Below are 21,173 nucleotides of genomic sequence, written 5' to 3'. Positions count from 1 at the left end.
ATCCTTGGCTAAAGACTTCACTTTAAATTATGCTGTAAAGCTTAGAAACAGTAATTTTCTACCGTTAGATGCGTAAGCATATGCGAAAAAGAAACAAACTCACCTCATGAAGGAGGTGAGCTTGTTTCCTTTTTTATAGGTTTTACTTTTCTGCTTTCCATTCAGCGATTTGCTGTTTGTATTGTACAAGAAGCTCGCTCAGTGATTGCTTAATAGCAGCAGCATCTTCAGCTTGAACCGCTTGCGCCAGCTTAATCTCTGCTCTAATAAACGCCATGTCAGCGCTGTCGGCTTCGCTAATAGTCGCTTCAGTCATTTGAACTGCCGTACCTGTATTCTTATCAAGCTGTACGACATCAGCTGGTGCAATATTTAGTTTAGTGGAATCTGAGATTTTCACTGCAGAAGTGCTCATTGATAAAGTTCCGACATTCTCCGATTTAGAAATCGAAATCGTTTCCTTGCCAGCTGAAATTGCTGGTATTGCTTCAACAGATGAAATGAGGTTCTTCATCGTGCTGCCGATCGTTTTCTCATATTGGTCTAATGTATCCTGCCAGTCCGCTAGTGTGTCAGGTGCATACTTTTTGGCTAAGTCGAGCGGATTAGTAAAGCTGTTGACCACAGCTACACCAGTCGTTGCATCTGCGGAGATGGAAGTACTTGCTGTTACGTTTTGCAGCATTGAGAATTTTTCAGGTGCTGGCGCTTTAGACGCTGCATTCGAGATGGCAGGGCCTGCAACAGCGGACATTAATAAAGCAGATGAAAGGACAACTCTGGAAATAATCAACTTATGGTTCATGGTTTCACGCTCCTAATGGGTTTGTCTTACTCGTCTTACTCTACAAGAAGGCTGTGTCAGAACATTGGTGTATTTGTGGAAAAACGATGGCACGACCCCATTGCGATTGTGGGCTTGGTATACTTATAGAAGAAATGCTCAGGGGGTTAGTGAAGGTGAACAGCAATTATCGCATCGCCGTTGTGGATGATGACTTTCATATACGTAATTTAGTCGAGATTTATTTGCAGAAGGAAAATTACCAGACAATCGGTTTGGAAAATGCAGAGGACGCATGGGAGCTGTGGCAAACCAATCCTCCGGATCTGTGGGTGCTCGATATTATGCTGCCGGGAATGGATGGCTATGAGCTATGCAGGCGAATTCGGAATGAGGCAGAAGTGCCCATTATTATGATTTCAGCCAAAGATACAGAGGTTGATAAAATATTAGGCTTAGAGCTTGGGAGCGACGATTATTTAGTTAAGCCATTTAGTCCTCGGGAGCTGATGGCACGCATAAAGCGGCAGCTCCAACGCTGGTATAAAATTAACCAAGCCGAAGAAAACACGGCGAATGCTGCAACGCCATTGTCACGGCTGGAGCTTGGTGAACTTCAATTGATGCTGGAGGAAAGACGTGTATTCTGGCAAGGCGAGGAAGTCGACATGACGAGCAAGGAATTCACGATGCTCAAGGTGTTTATTGAGCAGCCGAATCGTGCTTTTGCTAGAGCTGATCTGCTCACACTCGTCTGGGGCGACGATTATTTCGGCAGCGATCGTGCAGTCGATCATCTTATTAAACGAATACGAAAAAAAATAGAACATTTACCTATAGAGTCGGTATGGGGTCATGGCTATCGAATGAGAACGGATCGGGGTGTGTATTAATATGAAGCTCGTTCATCAAATTAATCTCGCATTTGGCATCGCGCTTGTGCTTGTGCTATCGATCACAGCGCTCTTAATTCACTATGTGTTATTAGATCACTTTATGGTTGCGCAGAAGGAAGAATTGAAGATGGCAAGCGCATCGCTGTCCGCTACTATGATGAAGACGGAGACGTTGAGCCAAGCAGCAATCGATAGCCGGGTGACACTTTCTGCCAGTGCATTGTCAATTAACCCATCCATTGAAGCCGTCGTGACGGATGCCCAAGGAAATATTATGCAAGAGGTATTGCCGATGCAAACCTTGCAGGCGGGTAAAGCATCGAGCACGGAGACAGCAGCCATTACGAGCGTTGGTAATGTAGTAGATGGTACGGATAAAGGGTTTCTTGTTGAAGTGAACGCCATTCCGCAGGGTACCTTGACGCTCTTTACACCGGTCAGCAAAATCAAAGAAATTGAACAGGCGCTGCTGAAACGTCTGCTTCTTGTATTCGGTTTGGGCGGAATGCTCATGCTGGTGCTCAGCCATTTGATCACGAGGAAGCTAATCAAGCCGCTCATGAAATTAAAGGAAGAATTGACAAAGGTGAAGAGCCGCCAGTTTTCCAAGGTGAAACGCGTAAAGGCAGGGGGGGAGCTTGGTTCTGTTGCACAGGTCGTTTTTGAAATGGCTGACGAGCTTAATCGCTTTAACCGTGCGCAAAAGCAGTTTTTCCAAAATGCTTCACATGAGCTGAAATCACCTTTAATGTCCATTGCGGGTTATGCGGAAGGCATTAGAGACGGAGTGTTTGAAGGTGAAGGTGTTTATAAAGGCTTGGACATTATTTTAAGCGAAAGTGACAGGCTAAAAAATCTGGTGACCGAAATGACGTTGTTAGCGAAGCTGGACAGCGAGGAGGATATTTATCAGCCCTCGTGGGTGTGTTTAAAGGATTTGCTCGCTGAGACGATTGAACGTGTAAACCCTATGCTCGTCAAAAAAGGAATTACTCTGCATCCAAGCTATGATGAGCATGAACAGCTGATTGTACGAGCAGACCAAGACAAGCTTCTTCAGGCGATGCTTAATGTTGTGACAAACGCGATTCGACATGCGGACAAAAATATTTATATTCATGCTTCGGCTAAGAAAGGCCGGATAGAAATATCGGTGTCCGATGATGGCGGCGGCATTCCGGATGAGCTGCTTCCTTATTTATTTCATCGTTTTGTGAAAGGCAAGGACGGGGAGTCTGGCCTCGGCCTAGCTATATCGCGAGCGATTGTGGAACGATGCGGGGGCCTCATTACTGCCGACAACCGCAAGGGCGGCGGTGCTATATTTTCTCTTGGATTTCCAATAGCCGCATGAGTAAGAGTAAGCCATGCTCGATATTAAACATTCGAAGCTGCTGAAAATTTTACAAGGAGAAGCGGGTAGCATATTTTCATTTAAATCGTTAAACGCAATCCACAACCTCACCTGGTTGTGGATTTTTTAAATTCATTGCAGTGATTAGGTCATGTATAATAAACAAGTTAAATGAAAAATATGGCTTTTAAACTATAGATAAGCTAGGTGATCATGTGTCGGTTCTTACCATTAATGAGTTAGAGAGATATACCGAAAACGTACTCGTATTTCCTGCCTTTCATATCGAAATTGCACGTCATGAAGTGGTCGCGCTTTATTCGAGCATGAATGTCCGAAATACGTTATTGGCGATGCTGACAGGAAAACTGCCGATTTCCAGTGGGGAAATTAAAGTGAATGAGCTGTCATTTGCAAATAACAGGAAGGGTTTTCTTAGTCAGATAGGTCTTCTGCTGCTGGAAGAAGGCTCTTATGAACGGCTGACGGTCAAAGAAAACTTTAGTTTCTTTAAACAGCTATACGGTTCAAGCCTATCCATCGATGAAGCTGTCCGCATCGTCAAGCTCGATCTGAAAGCCAATAAGCGCCTAACGAAGCTGAGCCTGTCAGAGAAAAGGCGGGTTCAGTTTGCACGCTTATTATTTCAAAATCCTGCTCTTTACATTTTTGAGGAGCCGGATCAGAATGTCGACCTCGAAACGAAGCTTGTTTTTCATAAGATGGTGCATAGACTCGGGGAGAGCGGCAAAGCGATTCTCGTGCTCACGGGGAATATGGAAACAGCGCTTAGTGTGACGAGCCGGGTCTATCGACTGGATGAGAAGGGACTCAAAGCTTTTGATGTTCAAGATACAGAAGAAGAACCAAAATCAATATCTCCAGAAGATGCGGATAAAAAGGAAGAACTTATGCCTTCACATGCAGAAAGTGATGAGGACCTTGAAGATGATGAGCCTATCGTTCAGCACGTCAGATTCGAGAAAATTCCGACAAGAATGAATGACAAAATTATATTGTTTAATCCTCCGGAAATTGATTATATCGAAAGCAGTGAAGGACAAACGAATCTCTATATTAAAGGGGAGATGTATCCAACATCCTTCAAAATTAATGAGCTGGAAGAAAGACTGCAGACGTATGGTTTCTTTCGTTGCCATCGTTCTTACATCGTTAATTTGCAAAAGGTAAGAGAAGTCATCACCTTCACTCGCAATAGCTATAGCTTGGTGCTTGATGATCATTTAAAGACTAACGTACCGCTGTCAAAAACAAAAATGGCTGAGTTAAAGGAAATGATCGGGCTTAAATAAGCTCCATTCACCGAAACCGCTGCTCCAAACCACGTGATTATTGCGCTATTCAGCCCGAAATAAGCATCATTCACCCCTTTGTATGCTCCATTCAATGCGATTATAATGCGCCTCTCCCTCCTCTCACCTAAGATGAAGGTAGATCGGATAAAACAACGGAGGTTGAGAGCGGCATGCAAAATATAATTGAAGTGACTTCATTAGAGAAATCATTTTCGAATTCCAGGGCGTTAAAGGACGTTTCCTTTAACGTAAGGAAGGGTGAGATTTTCGGATTTCTAGGACCAAGCGGATCGGGCAAAACAACAACCATCAAAATATTAACAGCGCAGTCGAAGCCGACCTCGGGGAGTGCCTATGTATTTGGAGTACCCACGAGTAAATTGCGAGAAGAGAAGTATCGCAAAAAAATTGGGATCATTACCGACAATACGTCTTTGTATGCTCGCTTGTCTGTTTACGATAATTTGAAGTTTTTTTGTGACTTATACGATGTGCCCGAAGGCCGGATTCATGTCGTGCTGCAGATGGTGAATTTGGAGCAAGAGAGCAAGAAGATGGTATCTAAATTATCCAAGGGCATGCTTCAACGGGTCATTCTCGCTCGGGCTTTTCTGCATGAACCAGAGCTCTTGTTCCTGGATGAGCCCACATCAGCGCTTGACCCTGTGAATACGAAGCATATTTATGAAGGCTTGTTACAATTGAAAGCCAAGGGCACAACCATTTTTTTAACGACGCATGATATGAACGAAGCCGAAACTTTATGCGACCGCGTTGCTTTCCTAAACAATGGAACGATTCAATTGCTCGATGAACCAAAGAAGCTGCGTGAGCAGCATAGTGATGCAACCATTACAGTGGAGCTAACTGATGGGTCAACGGTTATTGTACCAAAGGGGTCTGATGGGGCGCAGAAGGTATTTGACTATATGAGCAAAAACCAAGTAGCATCCATTCAATCCAATTTTCCGACATTAGGCGATATTTTTGTAGAAGTGACTGGGAGGAAACTATCATGACATTTTCAATGAAACGAGTAAGGGCCATTTTGCAAAAAGACTATAAAGACGTATCTCGAAACATGTATATAACCACGACATTGATCCTTCCTTTAGTCCTTGCTGCTTTTTTTGGGCGCGTTGGTGGGAATACCATTGATGTACATTATTTGATCATCAATATGGCCTTAATTTTAGTAGCTACTTATGTGCAGTCTTCTTTAGTCGCCGAAGAGAAAGAAAAAAACACACTGCGCGGACTTATGCTGTCACCGGCGAGTATTTTCGAGATTTTTTGCGGCAAAAGCTTGCTAAGCTTTATTGCGAGCACGGTTATAATTATTTTGTCTGCTTTGCTTACCGATTATCATCCGAAAAACCTATTGGTCATTATCATCGCAATATTTTTATCTTCCGTTTTTTACTTGGGCTTAGGCACGTTCATCGGTTTGTTAACCAAATCGGTGATGGAAGCCTCCGTTGCGATCATGCCGGCATTTGTCATTTTTGCTTTTGGGTCATTGATTACACCGTTGATGGATCAGTATCCAATCCTGACCGTTGCCAAGTTCATGCCGAACCTGCAGCTGATTGAATTAGCAAAACAAGTGGAGGCTGGTGCGGGGCTGGTAGACGTATTGTCCCATTTAGCTATCATTTTTGTTTGGATTATTGCGATGTATGCTGTCTGCTTGTACGTATACAAGAAACGTATGGTGGATGAATAAAGCAAAGTAGTATATGAAATGGTGGAAGGAGCAGCATGATTTTGCTGCCGCTTAAGCCAAGAGAACCCGAACCGCTTGCGGCCGGGTTTTTCGACATTTTCCTGAATCAAAGAATTGTAAGCTTGTGTATTCTCATGCATAATTGGAGTATATTGTTACTGCTCGTATATTGGCATTTACAGACTGGAGAGGCTTCGATGTATAAAGTAATTATTGTCGATGATGAAGCGGTTGTCCGAATCGGATTGAAAAATACAATCAATTGGAATGAACATGGCTTCGAATTGATTGGTGATTACGCTAACGGTCGAGAAGCGTGGGATGCCGTAGAATTGGATAGGCCGGAGCTCGTTATTTCAGACATCAGTATGCCGTTTATGGACGGATTAGAGCTGGCTGGTTTAATTTCCGCTCAATTCCCGTATATAAAAATGATTATATTAACAGGCTATGACGAATTTGAGTATGCGCAGCAGGCGATTCGGCTTAAAATTTCTGATTTCATTCTGAAACCGATTACAGCGCAAGAGATACGTCAGCTCCTGGATCGAATTAAAGCAGAGATGGATGAAGAGAAGCAGCGTCGTGAAGATCTGGGCAGGCTAAACAACCAGCTGGAGCACAGTCTTCCGCTGCTTAAAGAGCGATTTCTAGAGCGTTTAGTTGCGGTTGGTTTAGGAAAAGGGGAAATCGCAGAACGTTTTGCTTATTTCAACCTGCCGCCGATATCACCGCTATATTTGGTCATGGTCGTAGATATCGACGATTTTGGCGACCGAGAACTGTCCTCCTATGAGCATGATGTCGAATTTTTGCGATTCGCTGCTTATGATATTTTTAATGAAACGCTGGACCGAGAGCATGTGCTGACATTCCGAACCCGTGAGGAGCGGATGGTTGCCATCATTTTTGGACATGACAGTGAAAGCCTCCTGTATGAACAAGGATTTTCGCTTGCTGAGGAGGTCCGCTATCATATTGAGAAATATTTGAAGTTTACAGTGACGATAGGAATCGGACGAACATGTACGCTTGCTGAACAGCTGCCGTTATCTTACAAGAGTGCGTTGTCGGTGCTGGACTATCGTTTTCTGCTAGGTAAAAATAGAGTGCTAAGCATTATTGATATTGAAGGAAAACCTTCCGGATACATGCCGCTGAGCCATGACCTCGACCGCAAGCTGGCTGCTGCTGTTAAGACAGGCGCCATTCAAGAAGCCTACCAATTGATTGAACAAGGGGTAGCGGAGCTGAAAACCTCTCTTGTTCCAGTAGAAGCCTGTATGCTGCAAATGCAAAAGGTTGTTCTCTCGCTGATGAACTCTGTACAGGAGCTAGCCGTTCGAGAGCAGGAATCGCCGTTTGAGCAGCAAATGAAGCTGATGAACGTGTTCAAATTCAAGACGCTGGATGAGGTTGAGATTTGGCTAAAGGACATGGTAAGCTCCGTTATTTCTACTATAGCGGATAACCGTAATTATTTGACCAACATGCAAATTCATCGCGCGGTGGAGTATATCGATACAAATTACGCGAATGAAAAGATGTCGTTGCAGGACTTATGCCGTCATGTGCTCATGAGCTCAAGCTACTTCAGTCTCGTGTTCAAACAGCATACAGGAGAGACGTTTATTGAGTATTTGACCGGTGTAAGGGTGGCCAAGGCGAAGGAGCTGCTTCACAATTCGGCGATGAAGCTGTATGAAATTGCGGAGCAGGTGGGCTACAAGGACCCGAATTATTTTAGCATTTTATTTAAGAAGCACACAGGTATAACGCCAAAGGATTACAGAGAGAGACAAATAAAGGGGAGCGGAGCCTAACATGCTCAAAGATCGGTTCTTTCCTTTGTTTCCGCTAAAAAGCATTCAATCCAATATATCTTTAGCTTTTTCTATGCTGATTTTGGCTGCTATCGTATTAACAAGTCTAGTAAGCTATCAAGTTTCCGTATCGGCGGTTGAGCGGAATTCGAAAGGCTACATTGAGGAAATTATTAAGCAGGTCAACCTAAATATTCAATCGTATGTCGACAATATGGAAAATATTTCACTGCTCGCTTTAACGAATAAGGACGTCAAGTATTACATATCGGACAATAACTTCATCAGCGCAGAGAACCGCCGCACGTACGAGAAGCAAATTTCCGACTTGTTCCAGGCGATCTTGTATACGCGCAAGGACATTGCATCCATTATGGTGTTTGGATACAATGGACGATTTGTTTCTGACCGCCGAATTACTACCTTAAATCCAAATACAAAGACAGAGGATCAAGAGTGGTATCAGCTGGCAAAAGCGGCAGGCGGCAGGTCCGTCGTTTCTGCTCCTCATGTACAAAGCTTAATTGAAAACGAATACCGCTGGGTGGTTTCTCTGAGTCGTGAGCTTAAGAGCACAGATGGAATTAAGGCGGATGGCGTACTCCTCGTTGATCTAAACTTAAGTGTCATTAATGACATTTGCGAAAATATTAACCTCGGCAAAAAAGGTTATCTCTTCATCGTGGATAACGAAGGTCATATCGTTTATCATCCGCAGCAGCAGCTCATCGATAGCAAATTGCGTACAGAGCGTATTGCAGAAGTTTTGCAGGCTCCAAGCGGTCAATCCTTCGTCGTGAACGAGGGTGGAGACAAACGTATTTACTCCGTGCAGGACACGAACTTTGGTTGGAGAATTGCCGGAGTGGCTTATTCAGATGATTTAATTGCAAACAAAGAGGGTCTGCGTAATTCCATTATTTTTTATTCCTTATGCGGCTTAGCCATTACGCTGCTGATTTCTATAGGATTGTCACATCGTTTATCCAAGCCTATTAAAGTATTGCAATCCGACATGAAGCAAGTAGAGAAGGGCAACTTCAATATTCAGACGGAAATTGGCCAAATGAATGAAATCGGACAGCTGGGTCGATCTTTTAACTTAATGGTCAGCCGAACCAAGTTTCTAATGGAGGAAACGATTTTAAATCAGGAAAATAAGCGAAAGAGCGAGCTGCTGCTGCTTCAATCGCAAATCAATCCTCATTTTTTATACAACACTCTCGATTCGATTGTGTGGATGGCCGAGCAGAAGCAGCATGAGGAGGTCGTTCTGATGACATCCGCTTTAGCTAAGCTGTTCCGCGCAAGCATTACGAAGGAAAAAGAGCTGGTTCCGATTCGAGTGGAAATTGAGCATATTACGAACTACTTGCTTATACAGAAAATGCGCTATAACGATGAGCTTAATTATGTCATTGATATGGACGAATCGATTCTTGATTATAAAACGTTAAAAATATTGCTTCAGCCTTTTGTAGAAAATGCGATCTATCATGGCATCCGGAACATGTATGGCATGGATGATGGATTAATTACGATCCGCGGAAGGCAGGCAGGCGATCAAATTATTTTTGAAGTAGAGGATAACGGCCAAGGGATGTCAGCGGAACAGCTAGGGAAGCTTCTCTACAGCAATTTGGAGGATAACGCCAACCAGGGCATCGGGATACGCAATGTAAACGAGCGAATCAAGCTTTATTTTGGGCATGAGTATGGCATTCAAATTCGCAGCGAAATTGAAGAGGGCACCTGTATTACGATCGTAATACCGAAGCTCGATTAAGGGGGAAGCAAAATAATGCGAAAGCATCGATTTACGCTGCTGCTAGTCGTGGCAATTGCGATGATTGCCATCTATTTTGTATTCAACTTTAATCTGCTTTTTGGTGTTAACCATGAGGAGAAAAATGTTACGGTCATTTTGAAATCCTTAAATATTCGACTTGATTTCTGGCAGGCAGTCAATCAGGGTGCGGAAGCAGCAGCTAAGGAAACGGGGCTAAACCTGAGTGTAGAAGGTCCGCTTATTGAAGGCGATTCCAATGCTCAGATTCAAATCTTGGAGGATGCGATCGCACGGAAGCCGCAAGCGATTGTCATTGATATGGTAATGGATAATCGAATGCCAGCTATTCTTGCCAAGGCGCGCGCTGCAGGCATCAAGCTGGTCATTATTAATCATTCTCCGAGTATGAAGCCCTCTCCTATCGTTGTTTCAAGCAACCATAAAGAAGCAGGACAACTAGCAGGACAAACCTCCATTCAGGAAACGGACGGTGATCCGAATATTGCCGTTATTAGTGATTACGCGAGCTCTATTATTTCGCAAGAGAGGCTGGAGGGAATGCGCTTTGCATTGAAGGGCTACAAAGCGAGTGCAATGGAAACCTATTATGCAGATGATTCCGAGGATCAAGCCTATGAAATTGCCAAGCGGCTGCTTCGAAGCGATTCCGGCATTAATACATTTATTACACTCAATCAATCCGCGTCACAGGGGGTTGCAAGGCTGCTGAAGGAGTATAACAAGGCAGGTGCTATTAATCTTATTGGATTTGATAGCACCAGTGATGAGGTTCAATTGCTGGAGTCGGGCATTATGACAGCTTCTATTGTACAAAAGCCATTTAATATGGGTTATCTTGGCGTGAAAGCGGCGCTAAAGCTAATTGATGGAGAAAAAACCGAGCCTATCACCTATATCGAATCCAATGTCATCACGAAAGAAAATATGTATACAACGGAAAATCAGAAGCTGCTATTCCCATTTATAACGAGTAAGTAGATTCCTATTTGGAAGGATAATATAACCCTATGCAGCGAAAACGCTATGGAACTAAGCCTCTTATGGTTGCTATCAGCCTTTTGTTAATTACAGTAGTTTCCTCATCGTGCATGAACGAGAACCCAGAGCCAGTTGCAACTCCGAAGGAGGAGCGGGCGTTGATTCGGTTTGTCGCCTCCGAATACAGTACGGAAACGAAGCCGCTGCTTGAGAAGCTAGTAAAAGAGTTTGAGAGGAAAAACCCCCTCATTGATGTAGAGCTGCAAGTAGCCAACTGGGATATACTCGATGGAATCTATACGACAATGATTAGCAAAAACCAGCCTCCCGATCTTCTGAATACGAATGTGTATGCCCATTACGCCAAGGATGGCTTGTTGAATAATATGGACGATATTATATCGCCTGAACTAGCGAATCGGCTGTATCCGAACTTAGTAGATATGGATCAGATAGATGGGGTACAATACGCAATTCCATACGTAGCCACTACACGGAATTTATACTACAACAAGGAGCTGTTCCGCAAAGCGGGCATTGCCGCCCCTCCGACAACATGGTCGGAGCTGGAGCAGGCCGCAATGAAAATTAAAGCGCTTGGTGCAGCAGACGGCTTCGGAATTGACCTGTCGGACAATGAGACTCAGGCGACTTTGTCTTATATATTTTTTGGCTCGGGCGGAGATTGGATTAAGGATGGGAAATGGGCCATTAATTCACCGACCAATGTGGAAGGATTGTCTTTTTTTAAAGAGCTGTTTGATAAAGGCTTGACTGAGCCAGAGCCAAACATAACGACTCGCGACGAGAAGCAGCGAATTATGGGCGGAGGCAATCTTGCTATGATGATATCAGGCAATTATTTCTCGGCAGTCGTCCCCAAAGAGTTTCCGGAGCTGGAATGGGGAAAGGGTCCGATTCCAGTAAAGGATGGTACATCGCCAATTACGTTTGGTGTACATGATCTGCTTGTCTCCTTCAAAACCGATCATACGAACAAAGAAGCATTGTCCAAGTTTCTTGACTTCCTCTATGAAGATCGAGCTTATGAAGAAATGATTAAACGCGAAGGGTTTCTTCCCGTCACGACGACGGTGGGCGCCAAGCTGTCGGAGAAGAGCGAAGTGATCAAAAGCGATTTGGAAGCGTTAAGCAAAGCGAGGTTTTATCCGGCGAAGGAGCCTGCTTGGCAAGCGGTGCTTGATTATACCCGTAAGCTCGGTGAAGCTGTTCTATATGAGCAAATGACGCCAAAGGCGGCATTAGATGAATTGCAGTCTTTTGCAGAAAACAAGAGCAATCCGCAAAAATAAGCACTATCTTAGCGAAATTACTCGAAAAATAGCTTTATATGCACGGAAGAGAAGATAATAAAGAATATATGGAAGATATTCAATAGAGATTATAGCCCTCCCAATTTATGATGAAATTACACGATGGAGCAGCAAGATGAGCCCCTAAGTACAGTGTAAAAAACATCATTTTTGGGAGGGTTTGCTTTAATGATTATGAAGAAAAAGATTGCAGCGCTTGGTATCGCCGTTATTTTGGCTGCCGTATCGTTAGTTGGATGTGGCTCGAATAGCAATAATGGTGGAGCAGCTACTAATGCACCTACAAAGGAGCCGGCTGCTGAAGCGACGGACGCACCTGCTGCTACCGACACGACGGTTAAGCTAACAGGCGATTTCGAAATTCAATATTTTGTGGGCGGGTATGGCGATAAATGGTGGAAAAAAGTTATTGCTGATTTCCAAGCTGCAAATCCGGAGCTTAACATTAAAGAATCCGCAGGACCTAAAATTAACGATCAAAATAGACCTCGCTGGATCGGCGGCAACCCGCCAGATTTCGTATACATCGATGGTCCGGTATTGAACGATCGCCAAATGGTTGAAGACGGCCAGCTGGAAGATTTGACGGATTGGCTGAAAGATGCCAAAAACGTTGACGGTGATCTAATCAGCGACATTTTGGCTCAACCTGCTCAACAATTTGACGGTAAAGTATACAACATTCCACTCGTACTCAACTCATGGGGTGTTTTCTGGAACAAAGCGCTCTTCAAGGAAAAAGGCTGGGCTGAACCAACTGACTTCCCATCGTTCCTTGCTGTAAGCGAAAAAATCAAAGCAGACGGCATTACGCCGTTCATTCACACAGGTAAATACCCGTACTATATCAATGGCTCGTTCCTGTATCCAGCTATCGTATCAGCAAACAACAACGATTTCTCCATTCTTCAAGATATGGCAGCTAACAAAGTAGAAGCTTTTGAGAGCCCTGCTGTTCTTGCTGCATTGAACAAAATCGTAGAAATGCGCGATAAGGATTACATCGACAAAGCTTCTATCCAAATCAATCACACGGATTCACAAATGCTATTCCTGCAAAACAAAGATGCTTTCATTGTGAATGGCCTTTGGCTGCCTAATGAAATGGCTAAAGACGTTCCTGCTGGCTTTGACTTTGGTTTCATTCCTTCCATTACGCAAGAAGCAGGCGGTAAAGTGGTTGCGAATACATCCACAGCTACTGTAGCCATTGCGAAAAAAGCGAAAAACAAAGAAGCAGCTAAAGCGTTCTTGCAATTCATTTTCTCGAAAGATCAAGCTTCACAATGGGCTGAGCTAAGTGGCGCTCCTTCTAACATTAAAGGCGACATCAGCAGCTCCAATGCGCCAAGCCATGTTAAAGATGCTGCTAAATATTTGACAGATCCTAACACGGTTGTTATCCCAACAATCACTTACAACGCTGACGTTGATAAAGCGATGATGGATGCAACAGATGCACTGACGATTAGCAAAATTACGCCTGAAGAGTGGGTTAAGCGGGTAACTGACGTGGTGAAAAAGGTTAGCAAATAATAAGCCTTCAAAAGATTGACGGCAGAGATTGATCGAGGCACAACGCCTCGATCACTTTCTGTGAATTTACTCGGAGGGATGGAAGGTATGAACTCAGGGACAGTAAAATGGCAGAGAAATATATTTATCGCATCATTCATCATCCCAACTCTTTTATTTTTCGGCGTATTTACAATCTATCCGGTAGTGCAAAGCTTGTATTATTCATTTTTTGACTGGTCCGGCATGTCGGAGACAAAAACGTTTGTTGGCTTTGATAATTTCAAAGAGATGTTCCATGATCCCATTGTGTGGAGAGCGATCGGCAACGACTATTTTCTTGTTGCTGGCAAAGTAATCGGAATTATGCTTCTCGCGACGTTTTTTGCAGTAGCACTCACTAGGTTTGGCTTTAAGCTGGCTGGATTTTTTCGGTCGATTTTCTTCATTCCGAATGTAATTTCCGTCGTTGTTATTGGCGTATTGTGGAATTTCATATATAATCCGCAAATTGGCTTCTTGAATGCATTTTTGTCATTATTCACGAGTGAAAAAGTATCGATAACGTGGCTTGGTTTTTCCGATCATACGATTTGGATGCTTCTGCCTCCGGCTATTTGGGCGGGTATCGGCTTTTATATGATTCTTCTCATTGCAGCTATTCAAAGCATTCCTGCTTCCTATTTTGAAGCGGCAAGCATTGAGGGCGCAGGGGAATGGAAACAGTTTTGGAGCATCACGCTTCCGCTCGTTTGGGAGCAGATGAAAGTGTCCATTCTTAACATCATGATGACTACGCTTAACGGTTCCTTCGTAATCGTATGGATTATGACAGAAGGCGGACCGGATAACAGCACACAGGTTATGGGCTCCTACTTGTATCAAATGGCATTCCGGCAATTCCACTTTGGGTATGGCGCTTCGATAGGGTTTATCATCCTGGTCCTGTCCTTAATTACGACAATCATACTTCAACGGCTTATGCGTCATGATCCCGTTGAGATGAGCTAAGGGGGATAAAGAGATGAATATACAGATTAAAAATCCGATCGCCAAGCTAATCATCTATGCCATTTTGATCCTATGGGGCATATCGGTATTGTACCCGCTCATTTGGACTTTGCTTGATTCTCTAAAAAATAATGAACAATTTTTCTTAAATGCACCGTGGGCTTTGCCGGAGATTCCACTTATTTGGTCCAATTTCTCGTATGTGTGGAGCAAATACCACTTTGATACTTATTTCGTGAATTCCCTTGTCATTACGACGGGATCGACGATATTGGCGCTGCTGCTATCCGCAACGACAGCGTATGTGCTGGCGAGATATAAATTTAGAGGAAGCAATGCGTTGTTTCTGCTTTATATTTCCTCAATGATGGTACCGTTTGTACTAGCGCTCATTCCGTTGTTTTTCTTAATGAATTCACTCGGCCTAATTAATACGAAGCTTGGATTGATATTTGTTTATACGTCCAGCTTGCTGGCCTTCGGCATCTTTGTGCTCGTTGGGTTTTTCAAGTCGCTGCCGAAGGAGCTCGAGGAAGCAGCAATCGTGGATGGCGCTTCTTATTACGGGACATTTTTCCGAGTTATGCTTCCGCTAGCGCAGCCGGGTTTGATCACGGTTGGCATCGTCAACATCCTGAACATCTGGAACGAATATATCGTGGGTACGATACTTATTAATGATCCGACCCAGTATACGCTGCCGGTGGAAATTGGCGTTATGCAAGCCGAGATGCAGTATCGTACAGAGTGGGGTCCGTTGTTCGCAGCGCTATTGATCACCATTATTCCCGTTCTTATTATTTATATTATTTTTCAAAGGCAAATCGCAAGCGGGATTACAGCTGGTGCGGTTAAATAAGCTAATATTTGAATAATCCAATAGCAGCTGGCAGCTCTTTTCTCTTCCGAGGAAGGAGCTGTTCGTTTATGGAATACGTACTCGAGTTCAGGCATTCCTATTTTTCAAACAAATATCATATGAGCATGCATTCATTTGTTTTTATTTATGATATGATGACTTTTGAGTTGAACCCTGTGCTTGGAGTTGATCATATTGTACATTTATTTGTTTGAAACGCTGCTTTATTTGTCCTTTGCTTTGACCGGTGGTTATCTATTGCTTCAATTCATTCCAGAGAAGTCCAAACCACAATTAAAGAACATCACTGATTTATTTCAATATGCTTTATTGGCAATCCCGCTTTTTTCATTTATGTCGATTCTTCGATCAGCGCTTGTTTTACACGATTTTGCGCAGGACATGCCCTTTATTCAAGTTTTATTAATTGTTGTAAAAGATTATTCGTACGGCAATGCTTGGGTGTGGAATCTCATTATATGTACCGTGATGTACATGATCACACAGTTTAAAGGCTTGCAGGGTAAAATGACCAAATGGGTTTTAGCACTCTTATGGTGTGCCAGTATTCTAGCTCATGGCTGGGCCAGCCATCCGGCAGGCTTCTCGCCTTTCTGGGGCGTACTTTCACAATCCGTTCATGTCGCTGCAGTTTCTCTTTGGCTCGGCACGCTTCTTATTGTTGCTTGGTTTACAAAAGGGGAATGGAACTGGAAGGCGTTTGTACGATGGTTTACGCCAATGTCGATCAGCAGCATCGTCCTAATTGTAGCGGCTGGTATAATGATGATGTTTCTCCTAGTCGATGGTTATATCAACTCATGGGGAATCAATTATGGACAAGCGCTTCTACTTAAGCATCTTGTTTTCTTGCCGCTTGTTCTTCTAGGCTTTATGAATGGGTTTCTATCAAAAATTACAGATCATGGTCGACATAAAAGTAGATTGCAATGGTGGCTTCGCGCGGAAACGTTTCTTGCACTAGTCATTCTCATCACAACCGCCTACATGGGTGTACAGGAGCCGCCTCATGAAGGGGAGTTCGAACAGCCTTCTCCATCTCCGTTATTTACTTTTTTGCATGGCGATTTGCAAGACTTGTCGCTGCAGTGGAACTGGAGTTTGGGATATATCAGCATGATTGTTATTGGAATTGCAGCACTGGCCTTATTATTTCCCAGCTATAAAAAAGAGAAACGCAGCATGTTTGCTGCCTTTGCTTGCATAGCTGTCTTATTCCCGTTTTTTGGCATACTTTTATCTGTTCAATAGAGCGGATAGAAGGAAACTCGTTTTTGCTTTTTAAGCAAGACGAGTTTTTTTTGTAAGACAGTAGGATTGTATTAGATAAGGAGAGGAGAGTATTGGAACATTTTTTTATTCTCAACTATAATACAGGAAACTAACGAGAGAATAGGGGTTGCCATATGACAATTGAAGCGTTTTGGAAGGGAAATAACGACCAGCCGATATGTGCATTTACGTTTGATGACGGGCCTTCACATCTACCACTTGAACTTTGGCTTTCTGTTCTAGAGGAAGAAGAAGCGATTGGCACCTTCTTTTTTACGGGCGAGTGGATAGATAGATATCCAGATAAAGCTAGAGAGATTTTGTCTCGGGGTCATGTTCTTGCCCCTCATACGTATCATCATCGCCGGATGGCACAGGTGCCTAAGGCTGTATTTTTGGAGCAGCTTAAGCTGACCGAGCTGGCTTATCAGGATGCGACAGGCCTTGCTTGCCCAACTTTTATGCGTTTTCCTTATTGTTCTTTCCGCGAGGAAAACTTGGATTGGCTGGACGAATGGGGCGGCTATCGGGACATTGAAGGCGTCGATTCAGGAGATTGGAGGGGCGTATCTTCGGAAGATATCATTGCAAAGGTCGAACCCGTTCTAGATAAAGGGACGATTGTCGTCATGCATAGCAATGATATTGCGACAGGCACTCCGGAGGCTTTAAGAGCACTTATCCAAACCGCTAAGCAAAGAGGACTACGATGCGTTGGTATTCCCGAAATGCTGGAGTCAGCAGGGTTAGAAGTAGGCTACAAGCCTTGGAAAATAACGGTTGAGGTTCCGTCTGAGCTGGATTATCCTTCGGAGGGCTGGGCTCCCTTGGCAAATAAAGAGGAGCTGTCTGCGCTAGCTGCTCAGACCATAGCATGGAACGTTCCACAATATACGCTTCAATTCAATTCCGAGCAGGAATGGCTTGAGCATTTGGAGAATCCAATTCATGAATTCGGCGTTATAGAGAATCGTGAGCTGTTCCACATATGGCAGTTTGAAGGCTCCTATTGGGGTTTCGTACGCGCTGGTGTCGTAGAAGATACGCTTGTACTACTCGACTTTGCGGCTAAGGAAGCGCAAGCGGATACGCTCGTATATTTGCTTCGGTGGGCTGCTAAGCATGCAATGGAATTAGGGTTAACCCGCATTGAAGCAAGACGGGATATTCGCAATATGCATGAGATGTGCAGGCAGCTCGGCTGGCAATCGGAGATTAAGGAAGAGCTGTAGAGAGAAGGTACGTACCCGGTGAAGTCATTAGCAACCTATTATTTTTTATGGTATCTAGCCATTTCTGTCGTTATGCCTTACACCAGTCTATATTTCAGCGATCGCGGCTTTAGCCATACAACGGTTGGTCTCATCCTGTCTTTATGGGCTCTGGTCAGCGTCATTGCCCAGCCCGTGATGGGCATGATTAATGACCGAATCAACAATCCGCGCAAAATTATCATGATCTGCGTTATCATTGCTCCGATACTCGGGCTTGGATTTCAGCTTATGGAGGGACTTGCGGGGATTCTTTTCTTGTCTATTTTCTTTGCATGGTTTCAATCCTCTGGCGGACCGATAGGCGACGCGATGTCTGTAGAAATTGCCAGCAAAAAAGGTTTTTCCTTTGGCAGCGTCAGATTATGGGGAGCTTTAAGTTATGCGATAGGTACATTTGCTACAGGCATTTTATACGAAAAATACGGCTACAACGACATCTTTATTTATTATCTTATTGTGAGTATAACCGTCTGCTTGGCGCTCATGCTGCTTCCAGCAACGAAGGTTACTCGAAGAAATGTGACGTTATTCGGCCAAATGGGCGAGGTTGTTCGCAATAAACCATTTATGATCTTTGTCGCTACTAGCATGCTGATGATGATGTCTGCATCGATTAATATGAATTTTTTGCCATTATACTTTAAGGAAATGGGCTTTGATAAGAGCTGGATCGGCAGTGCATTTGCGATAGCCGCTATTATTGAGGTGCCGATGTTCTGGGTGGCGACGAAGCTAAGCAAGCGAATAGGCAGATATCAGCTGCTGTGCGTCGCGGCTTTGATCTATGGCATCCAATATTTCGCGATGTTTTTCTTCGACAACGTTTCATTGACGCTGGCGGTTCAACTGTTAAATGGGATCGCGTTCGCTTTTGTCGCGGGCACAGCTGTTGAAATCGTACAAAGCTATGCGACTGAGGGCACGAAAGCGACTCTGCAAACGGTATATGCGGCTGTAACCTGGGGACTTGGTGGCATTGTCGGCAATGCGATGGGCGGCGCGGTTGTCGATTATTTTGGCGCGCCATTCCTTTATTTGATTCTGTTTTGTTTATGTCTGACGGCTTCGGTACTGTTTTTCGCAAACAAGCATCATGAGCGCGGAAACCAAACAAACTCGATTGTTTAATGGTTGCTCGAAAAAATAGATCTAGAAAATAGTCTTATTATCATCGGATGAGCTCATTTTGCCGAAATAGATCTAGAAAGTAGTCTTATTGTTGCTGAGAGGCTGCCGAATAGCACTTTAAACTTACATTTACTAAAAAAGGGGCAGTCCCTCATGGTCTGAAATGACCGGAGGGACTGCCCCTTTCCTATGTTTAGAGCGCAATTAGCCGAGAATCGGCGGCTCGTGATCTGTCATATATTTTTCAGTCAGTATGGACAGCAACTGAATACCGACCTCATTGTGTCCGCCTTCGGGAATGATTAAATCGGCATATTTTTTGGATGGTTCAATAAAAGCCTCGTGCATTGGCTTAACCGTCTTCAAGTACTGGTCATGAACGGACTGGATCGTCCGGCCGCGCTCCTCAATATCCCGAAGCACACGGCGCAGAATACGCACATCGGGATCCGTATCGACGAATACTTTGATGTCGAGCAGCTTCCGAATGCTCTCTTCCGCGAGTACATGAAGTCCTTCCAATATTACGATATTGTTCGGCTTAAGCTCTACCGTTTCTGTAGTGGATGGAGCATAAGCGGCGAAGTCATAGACTGGCGCGTAAACGGTTTTCCCTTCTTTTAGAAGCAGTAGATCTTGAGCGAGCAGCTCGATATCGAAAGAGAGAGGGTGATCATAATTGATCAATTCACGTTCAGCCATGCTGAGATGCGAATAGGTTTTATAGTAGTTATCCTGAGATATGAAAGTTACTTTTTCCGATCCAAGACGTTCAATGACAGAGCGTGCAACCGTAGTTTTTCCCGAGCCGGTGCCGCCAGCGATACCAATAATAAGCATGGTGATTCAGTAAACCTCCCTAATAAAATTGCCATAGCAATTTCAGTATTGTAGCACAGAATACGGAAGCATGCTATTTCTTACTCATGGTTTAAAATGTTAAAATGAAAAGGACAGGCTACATCATTTAGAAGGAGTGTTGATCTTGAAGTATAGAAGACTCGGAAGCACAGAACTAAATGTGTCGGTAATCGGCATCGGAACCTGGCAGTTTGGAGGAGAATGGGGCCGGGAGTATTCGCAGAATGAAGTCGATTTGATTCTCGATAAAGGGCGTGAGCTTGGCATCAATCTGATTGATACCGCAGAATGTTACGGTGATCACCTCTCAGAGTCACTCATTGGAGATTATATCAGCCGCCGCAACCGCGAGGATTGGATCATAGCAACAAAGTTTGGCCATCATTTCCACGAGCGCTTCACGCGTACCGACGTATTTGACGCTGAAGGTGTTGTAGCTCAGCTTGATGCTTCACTGAAGGCGCTAAAGACGGACTATATTGACCTGTACCAGTTCCACTCAGGACCAGACCAAGCATTTGATAATGATGTGCTGTGGACCACTCTGGATAAGCAAATTGCAGCCGGGAAAATCCGTTTTCTTGGGACGTCTATCGGCAGCAATGACAATTTGCATCAGACAGAAGCCTCAACAAAGGTGAATTCTCGCGTCATTCAGGTCGTATATAATCGTCTCGACCGTCAGCCGGAGGAAAGAGTATTTCCAGCATGCGAGCAGCAGGATTTGGGCGTGCTTGCACGTGTTCCGCTGGCGAGCGGCTATTTGAGCGGCAAATATAAGCCGGGTGCCGTGTTCGGTGATACCGATGTACGCCACAGGCATGATAAAGAGAACACACGGCTTAAGCTGCTGGAAGTAGAACACATTCAGCGTGAAGAGGTACCGCAAGGTGTCGATATGGCGAGCTGGGCGCTTGCTTGGTGCTTGAAGCACCCAGCCGTAACGGCTGTCATTCCGGGCTGCAAGGACCCGGCTCAGGTTGAAGCGAACGCAAAGGCGGCAATGCTTGCAGTCGAGCCGCACCCGCAGGATCGCAGCAACTAGATATTTTCGACATAAGAAGAGGCTGTCGCAAAAGTGATATGCTCCCCAAATAGTAGACAGGTGAAATAATAAAAAACCTGTTGCTATGAGGGGAGCATTTTCATGTCTAAAGTTAAATATTCCGCATCAGAGAAACTTACCATAATCGGAGAGATCGAAAGTGGTG

General features: G+C 44.2%; 18 protein-coding genes. 16 read left to right on the top strand and 2 right to left on the bottom strand.

From position 1 onward, the window contains the following. Positions 1 to 142 precede the first annotated feature (142 nt). Positions 143 to 805 carry a hypothetical protein gene (locus AC1DPK_RS28855; RefSeq protein ID WP_477512409.1) on the bottom strand — a complete coding sequence of 221 codons (663 nt, stop codon included), beginning with the start codon at positions 803 to 805 and terminating at the stop codon, positions 143 to 145. 155 nt (positions 806 to 960) lie between these two features. On the opposite strand from AC1DPK_RS28855, the gene AC1DPK_RS28850 reads away from it, so the two are divergent. From AC1DPK_RS28850 to AC1DPK_RS28780, 15 genes are all read left to right on the top strand, one after another. Then, on the top strand, positions 961 to 1,677 hold the full coding sequence (locus AC1DPK_RS28850; RefSeq protein WP_339206184.1) for a response regulator transcription factor: 717 nt from the start codon (positions 961 to 963) through the stop codon (positions 1,675 to 1,677). A gap of 1 nt (position 1,678) precedes the next feature. Next, positions 1,679 to 3,034: a sensor histidine kinase gene (locus AC1DPK_RS28845; RefSeq protein WP_477512408.1), complete on the top strand. Its 1,356-nt coding sequence runs from the start codon at positions 1,679 to 1,681 to the stop codon at positions 3,032 to 3,034. 215 nt (positions 3,035 to 3,249) lie between these two features. After that, entirely contained in the window at positions 3,250 to 4,347 is a 1,098-nt protein-coding gene (locus AC1DPK_RS28840; protein ID WP_477512407.1) for a LytTR family transcriptional regulator DNA-binding domain-containing protein, read from the top strand. A 173-nt stretch (positions 4,348 to 4,520) separates the two neighbouring features. Then, positions 4,521 to 5,369 carry an ABC transporter ATP-binding protein gene (locus AC1DPK_RS28835; RefSeq protein WP_477512406.1) on the top strand — a complete coding sequence of 283 codons (849 nt, stop codon included), beginning with the start codon at positions 4,521 to 4,523 and terminating at the stop codon, positions 5,367 to 5,369. After that, complete coding sequence (locus AC1DPK_RS28830; protein WP_477512405.1) at positions 5,366 to 6,076, top strand: ABC transporter permease; 711 nt, start codon at positions 5,366 to 5,368, stop codon at positions 6,074 to 6,076. The genes AC1DPK_RS28835 and AC1DPK_RS28830 overlap by 4 nt, the downstream gene beginning before the upstream one ends. 197 nt (positions 6,077 to 6,273) lie before the next feature. Beyond that, entirely contained in the window at positions 6,274 to 7,899 is a 1,626-nt protein-coding gene (locus AC1DPK_RS28825; RefSeq protein WP_477512404.1) for a response regulator transcription factor, read from the top strand. A 1-nt stretch (position 7,900) separates the two neighbouring features. Further along, a complete protein-coding gene (locus AC1DPK_RS28820) occupies positions 7,901 to 9,685 on the top strand; it encodes a cache domain-containing sensor histidine kinase (protein ID WP_477512403.1) in 1,785 nt (594 codons plus the stop codon). Positions 9,686 to 9,700: 15 nt separating this feature from the next. Further along, positions 9,701 to 10,687, top strand: coding sequence for a substrate-binding domain-containing protein (locus AC1DPK_RS28815; RefSeq protein WP_477512402.1), 987 nt, complete (start codon positions 9,701 to 9,703; stop codon positions 10,685 to 10,687). 29 nt (positions 10,688 to 10,716) lie between these two features. Next, positions 10,717 to 12,000 carry an extracellular solute-binding protein gene (locus AC1DPK_RS28810; RefSeq protein WP_477512401.1) on the top strand — a complete coding sequence of 428 codons (1,284 nt, stop codon included), beginning with the start codon at positions 10,717 to 10,719 and terminating at the stop codon, positions 11,998 to 12,000. A gap of 189 nt (positions 12,001 to 12,189) precedes the next feature. After that, positions 12,190 to 13,557, top strand: coding sequence for an ABC transporter substrate-binding protein (locus AC1DPK_RS28805; protein WP_083682071.1), 1,368 nt, complete (start codon positions 12,190 to 12,192; stop codon positions 13,555 to 13,557). Between the two features lie 87 nt (positions 13,558 to 13,644). Then, on the top strand, positions 13,645 to 14,547 hold the full coding sequence (locus AC1DPK_RS28800) for a carbohydrate ABC transporter permease (RefSeq protein WP_477512400.1): 903 nt from the start codon (positions 13,645 to 13,647) through the stop codon (positions 14,545 to 14,547). A gap of 13 nt (positions 14,548 to 14,560) precedes the next feature. After that, entirely contained in the window at positions 14,561 to 15,406 is an 846-nt protein-coding gene (locus AC1DPK_RS28795; RefSeq protein ID WP_076268588.1) for a carbohydrate ABC transporter permease, read from the top strand. A gap of 195 nt (positions 15,407 to 15,601) precedes the next feature. Continuing rightward, positions 15,602 to 16,678, top strand: coding sequence for a copper resistance D family protein (locus tag AC1DPK_RS28790; RefSeq protein WP_477512399.1), 1,077 nt, complete (start codon positions 15,602 to 15,604; stop codon positions 16,676 to 16,678). A 155-nt stretch (positions 16,679 to 16,833) separates the two neighbouring features. Beyond that, complete coding sequence (locus tag AC1DPK_RS28785) at positions 16,834 to 17,931, top strand: polysaccharide deacetylase family protein (protein ID WP_477512398.1); 1,098 nt, start codon at positions 16,834 to 16,836, stop codon at positions 17,929 to 17,931. Between the two features lie 18 nt (positions 17,932 to 17,949). Continuing rightward, a complete protein-coding gene (locus AC1DPK_RS28780; protein WP_477512397.1) occupies positions 17,950 to 19,101 on the top strand; it encodes an MFS transporter in 1,152 nt (383 codons plus the stop codon). A 204-nt stretch (positions 19,102 to 19,305) separates the two neighbouring features. Here AC1DPK_RS28780 and udk read toward each other — a convergent pair whose 3' ends face one another. Continuing rightward, positions 19,306 to 19,941, bottom strand: a complete 636-nt coding sequence (gene udk, locus AC1DPK_RS28775; protein WP_076268584.1) for a uridine kinase — start codon at positions 19,939 to 19,941, stop codon at positions 19,306 to 19,308. Positions 19,942 to 20,086: 145 nt separating this feature from the next. On the opposite strand from udk, the gene AC1DPK_RS28770 reads away from it, so the two are divergent. After that, on the top strand, positions 20,087 to 21,007 hold the full coding sequence (locus tag AC1DPK_RS28770; RefSeq protein ID WP_441959073.1) for an aldo/keto reductase: 921 nt from the start codon (positions 20,087 to 20,089) through the stop codon (positions 21,005 to 21,007). The last annotated feature ends 166 nt before the right edge of the window (positions 21,008 to 21,173 follow it).

It is taken from the genome of Paenibacillus sp. 01T424, from assembly GCF_056398745.1.
Note: the sequence above shows the minus strand (reverse complement) of the source record. Positions and strands in the feature narration are given on the sequence as shown.